This is a genomic window from Acinetobacter sp. GWC1_38_13 (genome assembly GCF_001767535.1).
GTDB lineage: Bacteria > Pseudomonadota > Gammaproteobacteria > Pseudomonadales > Moraxellaceae > Acinetobacter > Acinetobacter junii.
Map to the genome: position 1 here is coordinate 5,345 of NZ_MELG01000132.1, position 18,425 is coordinate 23,769.

An 18,425-nucleotide genomic window follows, 5' to 3' on the forward strand; every position below is an offset into this window, starting at 1 on the left:
TGCTTGGAAGTCTTCAATGGTTGCACGGTTAAATTTATTAACCGACTCACCTTGTAGGTCAAAGCGGAATTCTGCAATTCCGTCCGCAAGCATTTGGACGGTAATGGCATTGCCAGCGTGGATCATGCCTGATCTCCTTGTTGTGGAGGATTCTAAGTTGATGTCATAAAGCTTATGCGCCTGAAAGGGCGCAAAAATGCTTCGCTAATCTTACGATAACTATATCCAAAAAGAACATAACAAGTTGTATCAAGCCGTGACGCGAGGGTCATCTATTGTTTTGATGGATCATTTTTTATTATTTTAATTAATTTAAATCAATGGTTTATTGTTGTTTATAATGATGATTGTAAATAAAAAATGCTGAAATGAATAAAATAATCTCCATAAGTACTTACAACAATAAATTTATCTAAAACAATCATTTACTGTGGAATATGTGCTTTCTTAAAGGAATAGATATTAAATTTTATTTGTTCAAAGGCAAATTCTTTATTTTGGTCTATTTCTTGCTGCATTTTGAGAAGAAAATCACATTTAGCGCTAGAACCTTTAAATAGGGAAGCTGTGGTTCTTTTAAACATTCACAGCATTTATTTTTCATATTGAAACACCGTCATCAGCTGACAAAAAATGTTAGTTAATGCTTGAAGTGGAAAGTGGAAATAAAGGCTAAAATTTAACTAAAGATGGTTTGCACACTCAGAACAAGATAGAACTGAAAATCAATCCAATTCGATTCTCGATAATCTTGTTTGGGGATGAGAGGTGTCAGGATGAAACCAACAGACCAAACCTTGATGAAACAAATGCATATTTCCTCAGAGGAAATAGAGTATCGAAAATCTTTATTATCGTTGACGAATAAAGAACTTCTACAGTTGGTTCAATTAGGCATAAAGCTTGAGCCTTTATTTGATCAAGTTGTGATGGAGTTTTATCAACAACAAACTTCAGTAGACGAAATTGCAACTTTGATTGGAGATGTTGATAACCTTATCTCGTTTACAACGTGCGCAACGACAATACGTCACTGAGTTATTTTCTGGGACTTATGATGCCAATTACGTTAACAACCGTCTAAGGATTGGTTTAGTGCATAAGCGGATCGGTGTAGAACCCAAATTATATTTATCGGCGATTTATCATCTCAAAACTAGATTAATGACTTTGGTGTATGAGCAAATTGGACATACAGATGAATATCATCAAGTTGTGCAAACTCTAGAAAAACTATTCATGTTTGATATTTCTTTAGTTGTTGAAACCTATGTTTGGAGTTTAGTCAGTGAAATCAAATCGTCTAAAGAGAAAATTGAACAATATGCCAATGTCCTCGAAGATCGCGCACAACAAATGGAAGCATTGTCACAAACTGATCCTCTGACAGGTTTACTGAATGTTCGACATTTAAATAGTATTTTGAATGCAACTATATGTACGGCTGAACATACTTTAGAACCTGTGACGGTGGTATTTATTGATATTAATGATTTCAAAATGATCAACGATACATTTGGGCACCCACGTGGCGATCAAATTTTAAAAATAGTGGCAGATGGTATCCGCTATGTTGCTCGACTTGATGATCATTGTTTTCGATGCGGAGGTGATGAATTTTGTATCATTTTCCCAAGATGTACAGAATCTCAAGCGATAGAGAGTTTTGTACCTCGTTTGGAGCAATATATTCGCCAAATAGAACCTTCAATTAGCTTGAGTATCGGTGTCAAACAAACCGATCATGTTGAAGGGTATATTGATGCAACAACATTAATCCATGAAGCCGATGCAAGAATGTATCAGGTGAAAAAAGAGCTTAAAACAAAAATATAGTTTTTAAAAAAAGTTATTAAGTTTTTGAAAAATAGAATTAAAAAAAATTAACTCGCTATCCAAGTCGGAGTTTGAGTAAAAGCGGCTAGAAATTGTGAGGGATGGTGTTAAAATTTGGCGATTAATTTTTAAGTGCCGATATCAATGATTAAATGGATCATATTAGCGATCTTTATCATTTCGGCGTTGTATATTCAGCGTCGTGGTAAAGTTAAGCATTCGTTTTATCGTCAATTTTTTGACCATTCTACTGTGCTCGCACCGATTAATTTCTTAATGTACATGTTTTCTAAAGTACCGAATCAACCTTATATCGATACTCAATATTTCAAAGACCTAAAAATTTTAGATGAAAATTGGGAAATGATTCGTGATGAGGCGAAAGCTTTATACGACAAGGGTGGGATTAAAGCTTCAAGTAGTTACGATGATTTAGGTTTTAACTCATTTTTTAAAACAGGTTGGAAGCGTTTTTATCTTAAATGGTACGATTCTGCGCATCCGTCAGCTGCTGAGCTTTGCCCAAAAACGACGGCTTTGTTGAAAACATTGCCAAGTATTAAAGCTGCGATGTTTACCGAGTTGGCACCAGATAGTCGTTTAGTACGACATCGTGACCCTTATGCAGGTTCGTTGCGTTATCATTTAGGTTTGATTACACCAAATGATGACCGTTGCTTTATTGATGTGGATGGCGAACGTTATTCATGGCGTGATGGAGAAAGCGTTGTGTTTGATGAAACCTACATTCACTATGCTGAAAATAAAACAGATCAAAACCGTATTATCTTTTTCGCTGATGTAGAGCGTCCATTAAAGACGCGTTTTATGGAAAAGTTTAATCACTGGTTTGGTAAAAGTGTGATGACTGCTGCGAGTTCACCTAATGAAGCAGGTGACCAAACAGGTGGTTTAAATAAAGTTTTTGGTTATGTTTACCAAATCCGAATTAAAGCCAAAGCATTAAAGAAATCAAACCGCCAACTTTATTACTTTTTAAAGTGGTTCTTAATGTTAGGATTATTCTTCCTTATTTTTATACGTCCCTATGTATTTTAATGAGTGAAATCAAAACGCCCGACAGGGCGTTTTTTATTTGCTCTCGTTATAAAATACGTTTAAATGAGTGAACTTTATCGAGGTACAAAGTATGCAGACATTTCGTTCAAAAATAGATTGGTGGTTATGGGGAATAGTCATTGCGACGACAGGTTTACTGCTGCAGTTTTTATGGACGATGTATATTAAAGGAACCATGCAAGAATACCCTGAGCATGCAGTTATATACTTTCTAACGATTGTAGTGCTGTGGTGGCCGATCTTAAACACTCGTTATGTTGTGACTGAACATGAACTGACGATTCATTCGATGTGGTTTAAATGGAGAATAAATAAGAAGGATATTGTTGAGCTTACAAGCACACATCATCTGACCTCGTCCCCAGCTCTATCTTTGGATCGTTTACGCATTGATTATAAAAAGAATGGTATAGCAACTTATATTTTGGTATCACCTAAAAATAAAGAGGCTTTCTGTCAGGCAATACAGTCAGTACTCACTAAAAAATAGATTGATAATTTCGCATTTCATGTTGAATAGAAAACTTATTTTTAAAAAGAGCGATATTTTTTTAGTTGTACCAGATAGTATAATTTGGATAAAATTTGATATTTAAAATCATGAGAAAATATAATAAAAAAACAGCTATTGATTAGTTTAAGTATTTTAAGTTTAGTGGCTTGTACTGAAGAAATTGATGATATTTATGGAACTGTTGATCCTCAAAATAAAGCTTTTTATAGTTATGATCTTTCAGCTGCAAATGAGTCTAATAAACTGACAAAGAAATCGTATCAAGTAGATAAAAATAATGATCTTTTAATTACTTATACCGAAACACCAAAATTACAGACTGAAGCGCTTCGAAACTTTATTACTAGCAATGGGATATCAACCATATTTCCACCGCAAAATACCACTGGTGCTTATATCGTAGGTCGTAAAGCAGTATTCAGTGATAGTGTTTTGGAGTATGAACCTTATAATTTAGAACAGAGAACAGCATTTAAACTTACTTATCAGCTCAAGAAGATTGACTTGTCTGGCTTAGAGGTTTCTGACTATGTACGTTATTTTTTAAGACAAGCGACAGCATCATCGTTCATAAGCGATGTAACGCTAGAAATTATTCAAGGACTATTGTTTGCCAGTCAGGATAAATTCCCTGCAGGTGCAACATGTTGGCAAAAACAAGTTCAGTTGAGTACTCAAGATTATATTGAATCTTATCCAACGCAAAATCTTGCGCATGTCAGTACCAGTAGTACTGTTCAAAATCAGGGTATTTGGCAAAATGCATCATGGACAGCATATCAACCTAGTACTGAGTTTAATTTAGCGGATACGCGAATTCGTCATCAAGCACGTGAGTATTGGGGTTTTTACCATACTACGAGAGAGGTTAATCCAATTACTCCGACAAATGAACTCGCTTGTGATTTCTTTAATGAGTCAGCATTTAAGAGTGTTGATAAAGTATTGAGTCGAGTTTTTTAATTATCGGTGTAATTTGAGCTATTCAGTTGATGGATTTCAGCTCAATTCACTTGAAATTGATTTATGCAGACTACATCATCAAACCAATACTGATCATGAAAGTCTGCTGTGAATCCAAACGCGCGTGAACACATTGAAAAAATACTGACTCATATGACCCAATTGCCTGGTGTGTACAAAATGCTAGGCAAAGATGGGGAGTTGCTATATGTCGGTAAAGCGAAGAATCTAAAAAATCGTGTCTCCAGCTATTTTGTTAAAACGATTGAGCATCCCAAGACACAAGCTCTGGTTGCACGTATTTATGATATCGAGACATTGATTGTTCGTTCTGAAACTGAAGCGCTACTATTAGAACAAAATCTTATTAAATTACATCGTCCGCCATATAACATCATGCTGCGGGACGATAAGTCTTATGTCTATATCTTTGTTTCCGCAGATAAACCTTATCCTCGTATTGCCAGTGGGCGAGGTAAAGGTAAGCATCAAATCGGAAAATTTTTTGGTCCTTATCCAAGTGCGTACAGCGCGCGAGATACTCTTTTAACCTTACAAAAACTATTTAATGTAAGACAGTGTGAAAATAGCTATTTTTCTCAACGCAAACGCCCTTGTCTACAATATCAAATCAAACGGTGTACAGCACCGTGTGTGGGGTTAATTAGCCCCGAAGACTATAAAGAAGATGTTGATAATTCAATTCGCTTCTTACAAGGCGATACTAAAGAGTTGAATCAGGAATTAATCGGCAAAATGGAGCAAGCGGCAGAAGCTCTTGAGTTCGAAAAAGCGGTATTTTATCGAGATCGGTTGTCTTTATTACGTGAAGTTCAAGCCCAACAAGCAGTGTTTAAAATAAAAGGTGAGGCTGATATTTTAGCCATTGCCTATCAAGCGGGCGTCACCTGCGTACAAATCATGTATGTGCGTAATGGTCGTATGCTGGGAGGAAAAAGCTATTTTCCAGATATGTTGGGTGATGATCTTGGACAAATGCTCAGTGATTTTATTGCTAACTTCTACTTCCAAGTGGCAGATGAAATCCCTTCTGAGTTGATTGTGAATGTCGAACTTCCTGATCGAGTTCAACTCGAAGAAGCGTTACAACAAACCTTTGAGAAGAAAGTTCAGATCAAGCACAAAGTTCGAGAAACACGGGCTGAGTGGCAAGAGCTTGCACAAATGAACGTGCAGCATGCAATTAAAGGGAAGTTGAGTAATCATTTAGAGTTGAATGAGCGTTTTCATCAACTTGAACAAGTTGCGGGACGTCCGATTGATCGGATTGAATGTTTTGATATTAGTCATACGATGGGAGAAGCACCAATCGCTTCCTGTGTGGTGTTCGATCAAGGTGGGGCGCGGAAAAGAGATTATCGTCAGTTCGCCATTCAGGACATTACAGGAGGCGATGACTATGCAGCGATGCGACAAGCGCTAATTCGTCGTTATAAAAAGAATATGTTACCTGACCTTTTACTGATTGATGGTGGTAAAGGGCAGTTGCATATGGCTATGGATGTCATGCAAGAGCTTGGTCTAGATGCATTTATGATTGGGGTCTCTAAAGGTGAAGGGCGAAAACCAGGTTTAGAAACCTTACATTTTACTGATGGTACAAAGATCCAATTGCCTGAAGACCACAAAGCTCTGCACTTGATTCAGCAAGTTCGAGATGAAGCACATCGTTTTGCCATCACCAAACATAGAGCCAAGCGAGATAAACGACGTAGTAGTTCCGTATTGGAAGCAATCCCAGGTTTAGGACCTAAACGTCGACGCGATTTATTGACTCATTTTGGCGGTATACAAGGCGTGCTAAAAGCTTCAGAAAAAGAATTAATGCTTGTTCCTGGTTTGGGAGAAGTGATGGCAAGGACGATTTATAAAATTCTTCATGAATAAAAGGGCGGATTGACCGAATCTTCCATAGAGTTGTGGATAAATGATCATTCACAAAACTTAAGAAACGTTGAAAGATAAAGTGAATTTGCCCCTTAAGGAATAATAATGTCACTGCTTGGATTGTATCAACAGCTAGAACAACAAGAATGGATTGATATTCCATCAGGATGGTTGCAAGGGCGTACGGTATTTGGTGGTCTTATCGCAGGTCTGCTCATTCAAAAAGCAATTCTTACAGTCAATGATTCAGAAAAACAGCTTTTAAGTTGCAGTGTCAGCTTTGTTGGGCCTGTACAGCAAGGTGCAGCCAAATTGACGGCTGAAGTATTGAGACAAGGGAAATCAGTGACGACACTTGAAATTCGTCTTTGGCAAGACGATGCAGTGCAAAGTGTTTTAGTTGCAAGCTTCGGTTTGGGGCGAGAGTCGAGAATTGTGCTGAATAACCAACCCACGGTTCCTGACTACGTAACAGCAGATCAACTGGAAAAAATGGTTTATCTTGAAGGTTTGATGCCTGAATGCTTACAACAGTTCGAATTGTGTTGGGCTGAAGGACATTATCCAATGGCAGGAAGTAAAACACCTGATTTTGGTGGATGGTGTCGTTTTTCTCCTCAATTACACTCAAATCGTGATTTATATTTGGGTGATTTATTTTCTTTAATGGATGTGTGGCCGCCAGGTGTTTTGCCAATGTTTAAAACACCAGCACCAGCGAGCTCTTTAAGTTGGCACATTACATATATACACCCGATTGAAAATCAACTGCATGACTGGTTTAAATATAAAGTCGTTACTGAGTTTGCAGAACACGGTTATTCAACAGAATATGCTTATCTTTGGGATAGTGAAAATCGATTAATTGCGATCCTTAGACAGACGGTTGCCGTTTTTGCCTAGTCGACACTTCCTCGTATTTCGTATAAAGTTGCTTACAGATGGATACAATCTCGGCACAACCTTTGTGCAATATGCATATTTGATGCGACCAACATGGCGGTGTTTATGAGCACAGGGCGAATCCTGAACATTCCTAATATTCTAACATTGGCACGTATTGCCTTTATTCCTGTTTTTTTGGTGATTGCCTATTGGCCACCAGCGATTGGAATTGCTGAGCATCATGGTGGGATGATGCGACATTTGATTTTGACCGCGATCTTTGTCCTTGCAGCTGTAACAGATTGGTTTGATGGCTACCTCGCAAGGACATTAAATCAAACATCGGCTTTTGGACGCTTTCTCGATCCTGTCGCTGATAAATTGATGGTGGCTGCTGCTTTGATTGTTTTGGTTCAATGGCAACCTACAATTTCCATGGCATTTGCTGCGATTGTGATTATTTCTCGTGAAATTACAGTTTCAGCATTGCGCGAATGGATGGCAGAATTGGGTGCAAGAACTAATGTAGCTGTTTCTACCGTAGGTAAATATAAAACAGCCTTTCAAATGATTGCGATTAGTGTATTTTTGTTGAACTGGAAGCCATTAGAAATCTGGGCATATGCTTTATTGTATGCTGCGGTGATATTAACCTTATGGTCGATGATCATATATCTACGAGCTGCATGGCCTTATTTAAAACAGCCTTAATTGCTCATCAATCTAATAGCATCAAATCTAAGAAGCTCTCTACCTAGAGGGCTTTTTTATTGCCTCATATATACAGCTCAAGAAAAAAGCCCATAACGAATATGAGCTTAGTTCTCTGAGGAAAGTCATGCTCTTTTTGGGAGAGTATGCTGAAGAACATAATCATAATATGAGAATATGTTGGTATTTACAACGCATGAAAGTGTAAAGATTTTTTAATATTCTCAGTTTTGGTTTGCTTGGTTTTCAGTCAGTGTTGCAAATTTATGTTCGATCTGAGCTGCATTGCTTTGTAAGATTTCGATAAGCTTCTGAATATTCAGAAAATCAAAACGATTTTTTGATGCAACTAAGGTCAAGGCGATCGGTGCTTCCTTTGTGGAAAAACGTATCGGTACAGACAGACCGCAAACTTGTGGATCAATTTCACCTTGAGATAAATAAAATCCCTGCTTTTTGATTTTTTTCATCTGTTGAGCGAATTCATCTAGATCATGGGCAAAGCCAACTTTGGCAAGCTCATTTGAGAATTGCTCATAGTAAGACTGAATTCTTTGTTTGGTTAAATGGGCAATCACAATTTTAGGTGATGCCCCCACATATACAGGTCGAGGACAGCCACGTCCGTATGAAAGCAGCTCGGCAGCTTTGAAGGTTTCATGATGTAAATCAATACAGTAATCATGATTCAAATAGGTGAGTAAGCAGCAAAGTTCTGTACGATCTACGATGTCTCGCATGAACGGAATACTGATTTGTACTAAAGGATCTGTACTATGCGATATATAGTCTAAAACCGCTATTTTAGAGCCTAAAGTGTAGTCACCAGATGTTCCACTAATACGTTTCAAGATATCAGTTGATACCAGTTCCTTTAAATAGCGATATGCAGTGGGTTTTGAGAGATTGAGCTCATCACAAATGATATCAACGTTGATAATCGGGCGAGAAACTGAAAATAAGTCCAGTACAGTGAGAATTTTACCAAAACTCGAAATTGCCATGATGAGCTGTTTACTCCTTAAAAATAGTCTAAAGCTGTGGCTTTTATTTGCTTTATAACAGAAAAGTCATTCAGCGGGTATGCACTTTTAGCGTAGTTGATTCTAAAACGTATGAATAAGTTCTCTGATGAGAAAAATGATATTTTTTTGAATAATATATTCTATATTTAATTAAATAATTATCAAATAGTGATAATTTGTGTTGACTAAATAACTTTGTTTTGAAAAAATTATAAGCACAATTTCTTCATTGGATAATTTGTTTTAAATTTATCCCTGAAATGTTTGCCATTCCGATCAGTTCATTCTATTTCACGGTCAATTGAACGCTCTTTTAGTCTCTATCAAGAAGCTAAATGCAGCTGAGTTGTGTTGTGAATTTGCGTTTCCTAAAGCGGTTAGTATTGAGAAAAGTTCATGTTATTTAAACAGTTGTTGGCTTTTAGGCCGAGTCGACTTGATATTATTTTTGCGTGCAAAACCTTTGTCGCAGGGATGTTGGCACTGTTTATTTCATTTGAGCTTGATTTGATTAACCCCATGTGGTCGATAGGGACGGTATTAATTATTGCCAGTCCTTACTCTGGAATGGTTTCTTCTAAATGTATTTATCGCTTGGTTGGTACGGCTGCAGGAGCAATTATCGCGTTGCTTTTGACACCACATTTTATTAATACCCCGTGGTTGTTTACGATCATCTTGGCGCTGTGGGTCGGGTTTGCACTGTATATATCGCTCTTGGATCGTACTCCACGTAGCTATGTATTTATGTTGGCTGGATATTCCACCGCAATGATTGTGTATAACGCCATCACTTATGTTGATACCTATAATATTTTTGATATTGCTCTGGCACGAGTTTTAGAAATTTCTGTAGGTGTGATTTCAACCGCTGTCGTTTCAGCAACTTTTTTTCCTGTTCATGTAGGTGCCATGATTAAACAACGTGTCATCAAAACTTTGCAGGATCTGGAAAATATTTTTGAAAAACTCATTTCAGCCCAAGATACAAACCAAAATTACACACAAATTTTAGGGGTGATCACTCGTGATGCATCAGATATCCATGCACTAGCAGTTCATCTCGCTTATGAAAAAGGCGAGTTGCAAGGCATGACCAAACCTCTACAAGAAATGCTGCATCAGGTCTCGCTTGTTGTGGCCAATCTAGTTGCCATGTCTCAACGGATTAAACAATTAGAGCAAATGCCATTAACCACATTAGCTCCAAGGTTAAGCCAACTACGACAACAGACCTTACAGTTTTTAAATCAAGAAAAACAATTAACTGCCGATAACTTACGTGATTTACCACCACAGTTTGAACAAGATTTTAGCGAATTGATTGCGATGGCTTCGTCTGAACAAAAGACTGTGTTGGCTGCCTTAAAAATGGATGTACGTCATTTTATCGCCAATATGTTGGCAGTGAAGTTACTTTGGCAACAGATCCAGAAAGGTCATAAAGAAATCCCATCAGAGATAACTACGATCACCACCAAATATCCAAGTTTACACCGTGATCATGGTATCGCGGTACGCGGTGGAATCAGTGCGGTTCTCATCACTTTCATCGTGACAGGAGCGTGGATTTTATCAGGTTGGAAAGCTGGATTTATGATGGCGCAAATGGGTGCGATCACAGCGTGTATTTTGACTGCTTTGGATAATCCTGTGCCTGTGTTGCGCATATTTATCTGGGGGAGCATCGTTTCAGCGGGATTGGTTTTTATTTATGCCTTTGGAGTCTTTCCCCACATTACGCACTTTTGGCAATTAGCACTGGTACTTTTTCCAATTTTCCTTGTGGCTGTAAGCATGATGGCAAATCAAATGCTAATGCCGATAGGTATGGTTTTAGGCATTAATACCATGATGGGGCTGAATTTACACAATAAATATTCAATGGATGCGGTGTCTTATTTAGACAGCTCTTTTGCCATGATTTTAGGTGTTTTGGTCTCATTAATTGTGATTGATTTGGTTCGTGCTGTTTCACCCGATACAAGCGCAACACGTATTTTAAGTTTACATTACCAAGCGATGCGTCAAGCTTTAACACTGAGTTATGGGATTGATTTCAAAATTCATTTACGCAGCATGCTTGATCGAGTTGGGGTTCTAAATAGCAAGATGGTACAAAATGCTGAACTGAAATATGCCATCCAAAATGCCTTAATTGAAAGTGCATCGATTGTTGATCTTGTACGATTGCAGGAAATCCGCCAAAAGCTTCCGCATTATATGGACTTGCAAATGCAAATTGCTCTTTTAGAACAGCAGCTTGCCGAATATTTTCAAACACAATCAGAGCAACTTTCACTTCAAACTTTTCCAACGAAAATCCTTCAGCAAATCGAAGTGGTCAAGCATCTTGCAACGCCAATTAGTGAAGATGAGTTGTATCAAAGATTATTGATTTCACTGAATAATATTCTCAAAAGCATAGGGCATGCTTCAGATTTAGAGGTGAATTTAAATATGAATAACGTTGAGGTTGCTCATGGGTGAAATCAATCTATATGGAATTTATATTCCAACGTTGTTAGTGCAAGCCGTGATTGCTTATGTGCTGTTTAAGATGTTGAGTCCATTTGTAGACCGTTTCGCTCAGATGGGATGGATCGGGTTACCCAGTATTTTTAATCTCTGCTTCTATTTAGCTTTGATGCTTTGTGTGCATGAGATTTTTGTCCGACTTTGGATTTGAGCTAAATTTTTGATTGTTTAAATTTCTCTGATTTAAAAATGAGTAGTAAAGGTGAAGAACATGAATGCATTTGATATGCGAAAAGTCATACGACCTGTGGTTCTTATCATTGCCATTATTGTGGCGATATACACGGTTGTGCATTTATGGAATTACTATAATGCGGCACCTTGGACGCGAGATGGTCGTGTCCGTGGCGATGTCATTCAAGTGGCTTCAGATGTCAATGGTTTGGTGACTGAGGTTTTGGTACAAGACAACCAAACTGTAAAAAAAGGACAGGTCTTGTTTAAAATTGATGTCGCACGTCAAGCACTGGATGTGGAGCAAGCCAAATCTGATCTTGCAAAAGCTAAAGCAGGTCTAGCACAAGCTCAAGCAACTCTTGCGGGTACCAAAGCTAGCTTAGTGAAGGCCGAAGCCAATATGAAACTTGCCGAAAAGAATGCAGCTCGATATACCAGTCTTATGGATGGTGCAATTTCCAAACAGGAACAAGATCAAGTTTTTGCTGCACGTGATCAAGCTTTTGCTGAACGCGAACAATTAAAAGCAAGTATTGAACAAGCCAATGCTGCGATTGAACAGCAACATGCGTTACTGGATGTGGCGACAAGTAATTTGCACTTGGCAGAATTGAATTTACACCGTTCAGAAGTTGTTGCTCCTGCCGATGGAACTTTATCAAATTTTGATTTACGTGTGGGTAATTACGTTAAAGTTGGACAAGCTGTAGCAGCTCTTTTAGATCGTCAGCAACTTTATGTGGTTGGTTATTTTGAAGAAACAAAACTTGACCGTATTCATGTTGGAGATATTGCAACAGTTCAATTGATGGGGGACAAACAACGTATTCGTGGTCATGTGCAAGGTATTGCATCTGGGATTGAAGATCGCGAGCGTTCGGGCAGTTCAAACTTATTGGCAAATGTAAATCCAACTTTTAGTTGGGTACGATTGGCTCAACGAGTGCCTGTGAAAATTGTATTAGATGAACCACCACAAAATCCATTGGCATTCGTTTCTGGACGTACTGCAACGGTGAGAGTGATTGAGAAATAAGCTTTGAAGTTGTTAATAAATAAAATTAGTAGAGTGATATTAGTTAGGAAAGCTCATAAGCTCAATTCAACGTTGTTATTCCGTTCCGCCTTCAATGTTAATTCAGCTCAAAAGGCGATATGGATATCGCCCGCCAAGATATTCATTTATATCTAAGATGTCTGATTAAGGTGTGATGCCTGTAGGATCGCGATACCAGCTTTGTATCAACAACGCTGCTGCAAAGCTATCTGCTGATAAGCGTTTTGCTTGACCTTTACTTTGATAAGATTCGAGTTCTTCTCTCGCTTCACGAGTTGTTAGGCGTTCATCCACCATCCACGTTTGGATATTTGTCTGGTGACGTAAACGACGAGCGAATTTACGAGCGCGTGCTGAGAGTTCGGATTCACTATCATCCATATTCAAAGGTAGCCCGACTAGAAATAAGTTCGGTTGCCACTCTTTAACAAGTTTGAGTAATTGGTTCCAGTCAGGAATGCCATCTTTCATTATAAATAAAGGCAGTGGATTGGCACTTTCAATCGCGGATTGACCAATCGCAATGCCCATTTTTTGTGTACCAAAATCAAATGCCATAATCGACTGAGAAGTTTGTATATCAGGCATGACCAATCTCAGAAGCAAACCAAGTACGATCTACACCGATTTTTTTATAAGCCGCATCCCAACGATCGCCGTATGGAAGATTAAAAATAAGATCCATATCTGAATCGCAAATTAACCAGTCACCACGAGTGATTTCATCTTCAAGTTGATTTTTACCCCAACTCGCATAGCCTAGAGCAATTTGATAGCGACCAACGCCTTCATTGTGAGCAATCGCATCTAAGATATCTTTACTGGTGGTGATGCAGACATTTTCTCCTACCGCAATAGAGGAGTGCCAAGTCGGTTGACCAGTATGTAGAACAAAGCCTGCTTCTGGGCGTAAAGGACCGCCCTGCAAGACCGCGTGAGGGTGAACATTATCCGCATCAATCTCCAAATCATTGAGAAGTTCTTTGATTTGTAAATCAGACGGACGATTGATAATGATGCCTTGTGCACCGTCTTCATCATGGCGCGCAACATAGATGACAGTATTTGCAAAGAAGTCATCTGCCATGTCTGGTGGAGCGATGAGACAACGGTGAGTTAAGTATTGTTTCGTCACCTAGGCGGTTCTCCATCAAAAGAATGTACGTTTCAATCTATATAGGTTCTTTATATCAACATACAAGAGTTAATCGGATTTCGCCAATCATTTTCTGATATTTTGCCCTAAAAATCAGGCAGGCTGAAACTTAAGCTGTCGCAGCTGCTTTGCATGTTGCAAAGTTGTCTCACTAATTTCGACACCACCAGACATACGAGCAAGCTCTAGAATACGCTGTTCTTCGTCAAGTTCGATGATGGTACTGCTAGCTGGATCAGTTTGTTGTTTTTTGACCAGTAGATGTTGATCGGATTGCGCCGCAACCTGTGCTTGGTGAGTAATACATAGTAATTGAACATGCTGTGCTAAATCAGCCAGTAATCGTCCTACAACTTCTGCAGTTCCACCGCTAATTCCGACATCAATTTCATCAAATACTAGAACTTCAGCTTCGGTCTTCTCCGCATTCATGACTTGCATGACTAAAGCAATACGAGAAAGCTCACCACCTGAGGCAACTCGTGCTAATGGTTGTGGAGGAATTCCTTTATTTGCAGTGAATAGCAGTTGAATAAAGCTTAGGCCTTCTAATGACGCTTGTTCTAATGGTTCGAACTTGAATTCAAAATGAGCTTCAGGAAGAGCCAAAGGTTTGACTTGTTCCGTCAGTTGTTTAGCTAGTGGAATCGCAGCGGTTCGACGAATATCATCTAAGTGCTGTGCTTTTTCAATAAAGGATTGATAGGCAATTTCAACTTGTTCAGCCAAAGTTTCAGGATCTTCAAGTTGATGAAGTTGTTCTAATTCCTGTTGCCATTGTTCAAAATCTTGTTTGAGGGACTCTGGTTGAGTTCTGTATTTACGTGCCAGACGATGGAAGATTTCAAGTGTAGAATTTAATTGCTCCATGCGTTCAGGATCGAAACTTTGGCGATCTATGAACTGACGCAAGCTTGCTGTGGCATCTTCAATTTCGCTTTGTGCATTTAATAAAGAATTATAAATGGTTGAAAGCAGTTCGCTGCGTCCAGCATGAGACTCTAACCGACGGATAATCGATGAGATTTCTTGAGTAATATTTTGTTCAGCTTCATCTAATACATTTAGGCTATAACCACAGTCTTGCATGATGTGTTCGTGATGGCTTAAGCGATCAAATTCTTGTTCAATTTCTCGATAGTCTGTTTGTACGATTTCTTCAAGCTCTTCCAATTGAGTTTCTAAGTTTTGTATCTTCTGCAGGCGAGTGGCTTGCGCATCTAGCGCGGCTTGGTGTTGTCGAATATTTTGCTGCCAAATGCTATACGCTTCACGAACTGCTTGTGCTTGATCACCAAAATTGTGATAACGATCTAACCAGTGTTTTGGATAAGGTGGTTCTAGAAGTTGTTGCTGGCTGTGCTGGCTGTAGAGTTGGACTAATAATCGTCCGATTTCTTTAAGTTCAGCAAGGCTGCTAGGTCTTCCATTAATCCAAGCTTTACTACGGCCAGTTGCAAAGATGACGCGACGCAAATGAATCTCGCCTGATTCATCATCAAGCTCATGATCTATGAGCCAATTGGCTTCAGCACTATCAGCTTGGTAGCTAAAAATAGCCGTAACGTCAGCTTTATCTGCACCATATCGGACATAATTTGTATCTGTGCGTTCACCCAAACATGCGGATAAGGCATCTAACAATAAAGATTTTCCTGCGCCTGTTTCTCCTGTGAGAACATTAAAGCCTTGTTCAATATCTAAAGCTAAGTGGTCAGCGAGTGCAAAATTAATTAAAGTTAAATGGGTGAGCATAAACGCATCCAATGCACAGATTGTTTTGCTTAAAGATAGAGAGTTTTTATAGTGGCGACAAGTCGTGATTCACCTATTTTGTTGCTTTCACAACAAAACGATTTATTGGAATTTGGAAAAATGAATAAGTCATATTGTTTGATAAGCAAAGAGCTGAAAGTGTATGATTTCAAGCTGATCCATAATTCAAACTAATAATGTTTTAGCGGTGTTGTTTTTTTTAGTGCTTCAGATGGTTTATTTCTGAAGTCGGTCTCATATATTGAAGTTTGATTTTCTTAATCCTCATCATTCATCGCGGTGCAAATCACTTTATGCAGGGCAAACTTAACGAAGATGATTCTGTCCACTGGTAACATGGTTGTTCAGCTTGTGATTGGGCAAAAGTTCCTTTGCTAGTTTTCTTTATTTGGCATAGCTGTTGGTCTTGCGCTCTGGCAAAGTTACACTTTGTGCTTTTTCACCACTCGTAGCATAACTATTCGTCTAGCGCTCGGAAAAGCTTCGCTTTGTTTTTTACTCGCTCAGGTATGAAAATTGCTGTATTTACGCCAGAAAATGGATTGATTAGTTGTAAAGGCACAATTAAACTACGTCCAGCATAACCTAATATAAATGCGGCAGAATTTGGAGAGTACGCATGAGTTCAGTGCAGTTTGATCATGTAACGGTCATTAAGAAATCGAATGTGTATTTTGGCGGGGCATGTATTAGCCATACAGTACAATTTGAAGATGGTACAAAAAAAACTTTAGGCGTTATTTTACCTACTGAACAACCTTTGACTTTTGAAACACACGTCCCAGAGCGTATGGAAATTATTTCTGGTGAGTGTCGCGTAAAAATTGCAGATAGTACAGAAAGTGAATTATTCCGTGCGGGGCAGTCATTCTATGTCCCTGGAAACAGTGTATTCCATATTGAAGCAGATGAAGTACTTGATTATGTGTGTCATTTAGAAGGTTAACCTTTTCCTTCATAAATCGAGTACACTATATCTAAAGAGAATCCTGTAAAGTCATTTACAGGATTTTTTTATTAAATTCCCTTGCGGAGCTATTCGCTCCTCACCTGTAAAGTCATTTACAGGATTTTTTATTTTCAAAATCCCCCAAATATCCTGCTTTAAGTGGGAGTGCTGAAAAGAGGTCGCTCATGGCAAAACCTGAATATTATTATGGCGTTCATTCCGTGGAGTCATTATTAGAATTGGAGCCTGAGCGAGTACTCACATTGTTTACGCTTAAAGGTCGAGATGATCAGCGTTTACAAAAAATCTTAGCACTTGCAGAACCTTTCGGGATTAGTGTGCAAAAGGCAAGCCGTGACAGTCTGGAAAAATTAGCAGGTATGCCATTCCACCAAGGGGTTGTTGCTGCTGTACGTCCTCATCCAACGCTTAATGAAAAAGATTTAGATCAATTAATGCAGCAGCATCCCGATGCGTTATTGTTGGCACTTGATCAAGTGACTGATCCACATAATTTAGGTGCTTGCATCAGAACTGCAGCCGCTATGGGAGTTCAAGCAGTCATCGTACCTAGAGATCGTTCAGCAAGTTTGACGCCAACAGCACGTAAAGTTGCAGCAGGTGGTGCAGAAAAGGTTAAGTTTATTCAAGTCACTAATCTTGCTCGTACCTTAGCGCATTTAAAAGGGACTACCCATACTCGTGTGATTGGTACGATGCTTGATGAGAAGGCTTTGCCTATTCAGCAATGTGATTTTAGCGGTTCGGTTGTGATAGTGATGGGCGCTGAAGACACAGGACTTCGACCAATTACCCAATCGCAATGTGATCAAACAGTGTTTATCCCAATGGCAGGTGATTTGCAGAGTTTAAATGTAAGTGTTGCAACAGGTATGGCACTTTATGAGGCATGTCGACAGCGTACTACTGTATAATCATCGTTACGCTCTATTCAAAATTGAAAAATGACAGTTCGCTCGCAAGGTTATCTTTTTGTCCTGATCACGATGTGTATATGGGGCGGATTTACTATTTTCTCCCGACTTAATGCGCATTGGCATGTCAGTATGTGGGATTTGGTTGCGATGCGCTTTGCAATTGCTTCTGTTATTTTAGTGCCTGTTTTAATTTATAAAAAAGATTTTGCCTTTTTATGGCATCCACGCCCTTTGATTTTGGCACTGATCGGCGGGCTAGGCTATTGTTTTACCGTATATACCGCTTTTTTGCATGCCCCAGCTGCACATGCTGCTATTTTTTTAAATGGTTGTATCCCTTTGTGTACTGCTATTGCTGCATATTTATTATTTAGACAGCCTTTTGATAAACATACGTGGTTCAGTATTGCAATTATGATGAGTGCATTATTACTTATGAGTTATTTAATGCTGCATGATCAAAGTGCTGTATTGGGTTGGGGGGATCTGTTGCTGTTTATTAGTGCGGTGTGGTGGGGTATTTTTACCGTTCTCCTAAAACAATGGAAGCTATCTGCTTGGCATTCAACAGCGGGTGTAGTGATTTGGTCTGCGATTATCTACCTGCCTATTTATATTTTATTTATTCCAAAACATTTTCAAGATGCAGAACCTCTTCACCTCTTGATTCAAGGACTTTTCCATGGTGTGTTGGTGGTGATCGTTGCGACTTTGACTTATGTTGCAGCAATTCAAAGGTTGGGCGCATTTAAAACAGGAAGTATTGTAACTTTAGCACCATTTATAGCGGCTGTTGTCGCTGTTCCTTTGTTAAATGAACCAATCAATCTTGCCATTATCAGTGGTTTGATTGGAATGGCGATTGGTGCACTTCAACCGTGGCGATGGTTTCAAAAAGACACCTTAGAGGCT

17 protein-coding genes and 1 pseudogene are annotated in these 18,425 nt (G+C 38.8%); 13 read left to right on the plus strand and 5 right to left on the minus strand.

Features of this window, described 5'->3' with window-relative positions; genetic code table 11:
- Nucleotides 1–126: hypothetical protein (locus tag A2003_RS14625; protein WP_286687574.1), on the minus strand; the 126-nt coding region annotated here is incomplete at its 3' end.
- Nucleotides 127–776: 650 nt separating this feature from the next.
- Here A2003_RS14625 and A2003_RS14635 point away from each other — a divergent pair.
- The 7 genes and pseudogenes from A2003_RS14635 to pgsA all read left to right on the plus strand — a co-directional run bounded on the left by A2003_RS14635 (nt 777) and on the right by pgsA (nt 7,897).
- Nucleotides 777–1,836 (plus strand): annotated as a pseudogene (locus tag A2003_RS14635) (diguanylate cyclase domain-containing protein).
- Nucleotides 1,837–1,980: 144 nt separating this feature from the next.
- Complete coding sequence (gene lpxO, locus A2003_RS14640; protein WP_004957454.1) at nt 1,981–2,895, plus strand: lipid A hydroxylase LpxO; 915 nt, start codon at nt 1,981–1,983, stop codon at nt 2,893–2,895.
- Between the two features lie 91 nt (nt 2,896–2,986).
- Entirely contained in the window at nt 2,987–3,406 is a 420-nt protein-coding gene (locus A2003_RS14645; protein WP_039047695.1) for a PH domain-containing protein, read from the plus strand.
- A gap of 123 nt (nt 3,407–3,529) precedes the next feature.
- On the plus strand, nt 3,530–4,393 hold the full coding sequence (locus A2003_RS14650; RefSeq protein WP_151814588.1) for a hypothetical protein: 864 nt from the start codon (nt 3,530–3,532) through the stop codon (nt 4,391–4,393).
- A 108-nt stretch (nt 4,394–4,501) separates the two neighbouring features.
- Nucleotides 4,502–6,301 carry an excinuclease ABC subunit UvrC gene (gene uvrC / locus A2003_RS14655; RefSeq protein ID WP_004916878.1) on the plus strand — a complete coding sequence of 600 codons (1,800 nt, stop codon included), beginning with the start codon at nt 4,502–4,504 and terminating at the stop codon, nt 6,299–6,301.
- A 105-nt stretch (nt 6,302–6,406) separates the two neighbouring features.
- Nucleotides 6,407–7,204, plus strand: coding sequence for a thioesterase family protein (locus tag A2003_RS14660; RefSeq protein ID WP_286687560.1), 798 nt, complete (start codon nt 6,407–6,409; stop codon nt 7,202–7,204).
- A gap of 105 nt (nt 7,205–7,309) precedes the next feature.
- Nucleotides 7,310–7,897, plus strand: coding sequence for a CDP-diacylglycerol--glycerol-3-phosphate 3-phosphatidyltransferase (pgsA, locus tag A2003_RS14665; protein WP_004916874.1), 588 nt, complete (start codon nt 7,310–7,312; stop codon nt 7,895–7,897).
- 224 nt (nt 7,898–8,121) lie between these two features.
- Here the strand turns inward: pgsA and A2003_RS14670 are convergent, their stop codons facing one another.
- The gene (locus A2003_RS14670; RefSeq protein ID WP_004916873.1) at nt 8,122–8,901 is read right to left on the minus strand and encodes an IclR family transcriptional regulator; all 780 of its coding nucleotides are present in this window, start codon (nt 8,899–8,901) and stop codon (nt 8,122–8,124) included.
- 417 nt (nt 8,902–9,318) lie between these two features.
- Between A2003_RS14670 and A2003_RS14675 the strand changes: the two genes are divergently transcribed.
- Genes A2003_RS14675 through A2003_RS14685 form a run of 3 tightly spaced genes read left to right on the plus strand, consistent with a single transcriptional unit; the run spans nt 9,319 to nt 12,673 of the window.
- Complete coding sequence (locus tag A2003_RS14675; protein WP_286687561.1) at nt 9,319–11,412, plus strand: FUSC family protein; 2,094 nt, start codon at nt 9,319–9,321, stop codon at nt 11,410–11,412.
- Nucleotides 11,405–11,611, plus strand: coding sequence for a DUF1656 domain-containing protein (locus tag A2003_RS14680; RefSeq protein ID WP_004916871.1), 207 nt, complete (start codon nt 11,405–11,407; stop codon nt 11,609–11,611). Before A2003_RS14675 ends, A2003_RS14680 begins: the two co-directional genes overlap by 8 nt.
- A gap of 60 nt (nt 11,612–11,671) precedes the next feature.
- A complete protein-coding gene (locus tag A2003_RS14685) occupies nt 11,672–12,673 on the plus strand; it encodes an HlyD family secretion protein (RefSeq protein WP_286687562.1) in 1,002 nt (333 codons plus the stop codon).
- A gap of 165 nt (nt 12,674–12,838) precedes the next feature.
- Here the strand turns inward: A2003_RS14685 and ruvX are convergent, their stop codons facing one another.
- The 3 genes from ruvX to recN all read right to left on the minus strand — a co-directional run bounded on the left by ruvX (nt 12,839) and on the right by recN (nt 15,605).
- Nucleotides 12,839–13,282, minus strand: coding sequence for a Holliday junction resolvase RuvX (ruvX, locus tag A2003_RS14690; RefSeq protein ID WP_004916868.1), 444 nt, complete (start codon nt 13,280–13,282; stop codon nt 12,839–12,841).
- Nucleotides 13,275–13,829 (minus strand): YqgE/AlgH family protein, encoded by a 555-nt coding sequence (locus A2003_RS14695; protein ID WP_004916866.1) that lies wholly within the window; start codon nt 13,827–13,829, stop codon nt 13,275–13,277. The genes ruvX and A2003_RS14695 overlap by 8 nt, the downstream gene beginning before the upstream one ends.
- Before the next feature lie 114 nt (nt 13,830–13,943).
- Nucleotides 13,944–15,605 carry a DNA repair protein RecN gene (recN, locus tag A2003_RS14700; protein ID WP_286687563.1) on the minus strand — a complete coding sequence of 554 codons (1,662 nt, stop codon included), beginning with the start codon at nt 15,603–15,605 and terminating at the stop codon, nt 13,944–13,946.
- 640 nt (nt 15,606–16,245) lie between these two features.
- On the opposite strand from recN, the gene ppnP reads away from it, so the two are divergent.
- The 3 genes from ppnP to A2003_RS14715 all read left to right on the plus strand — a co-directional run.
- The gene (ppnP, locus tag A2003_RS14705; protein ID WP_004958605.1) at nt 16,246–16,572 is read left to right on the plus strand and encodes a pyrimidine/purine nucleoside phosphorylase; all 327 of its coding nucleotides are present in this window, start codon (nt 16,246–16,248) and stop codon (nt 16,570–16,572) included.
- Between the two features lie 188 nt (nt 16,573–16,760).
- The gene (gene rlmB / locus A2003_RS14710) at nt 16,761–17,510 is read left to right on the plus strand and encodes a 23S rRNA (guanosine(2251)-2'-O)-methyltransferase RlmB (RefSeq protein WP_286687564.1); all 750 of its coding nucleotides are present in this window, start codon (nt 16,761–16,763) and stop codon (nt 17,508–17,510) included.
- A gap of 30 nt (nt 17,511–17,540) precedes the next feature.
- Nucleotides 17,541–18,425 (plus strand): DMT family transporter (locus A2003_RS14715; RefSeq protein WP_286687565.1); only part of this gene is annotated, 885 nt, incomplete at its 3' end.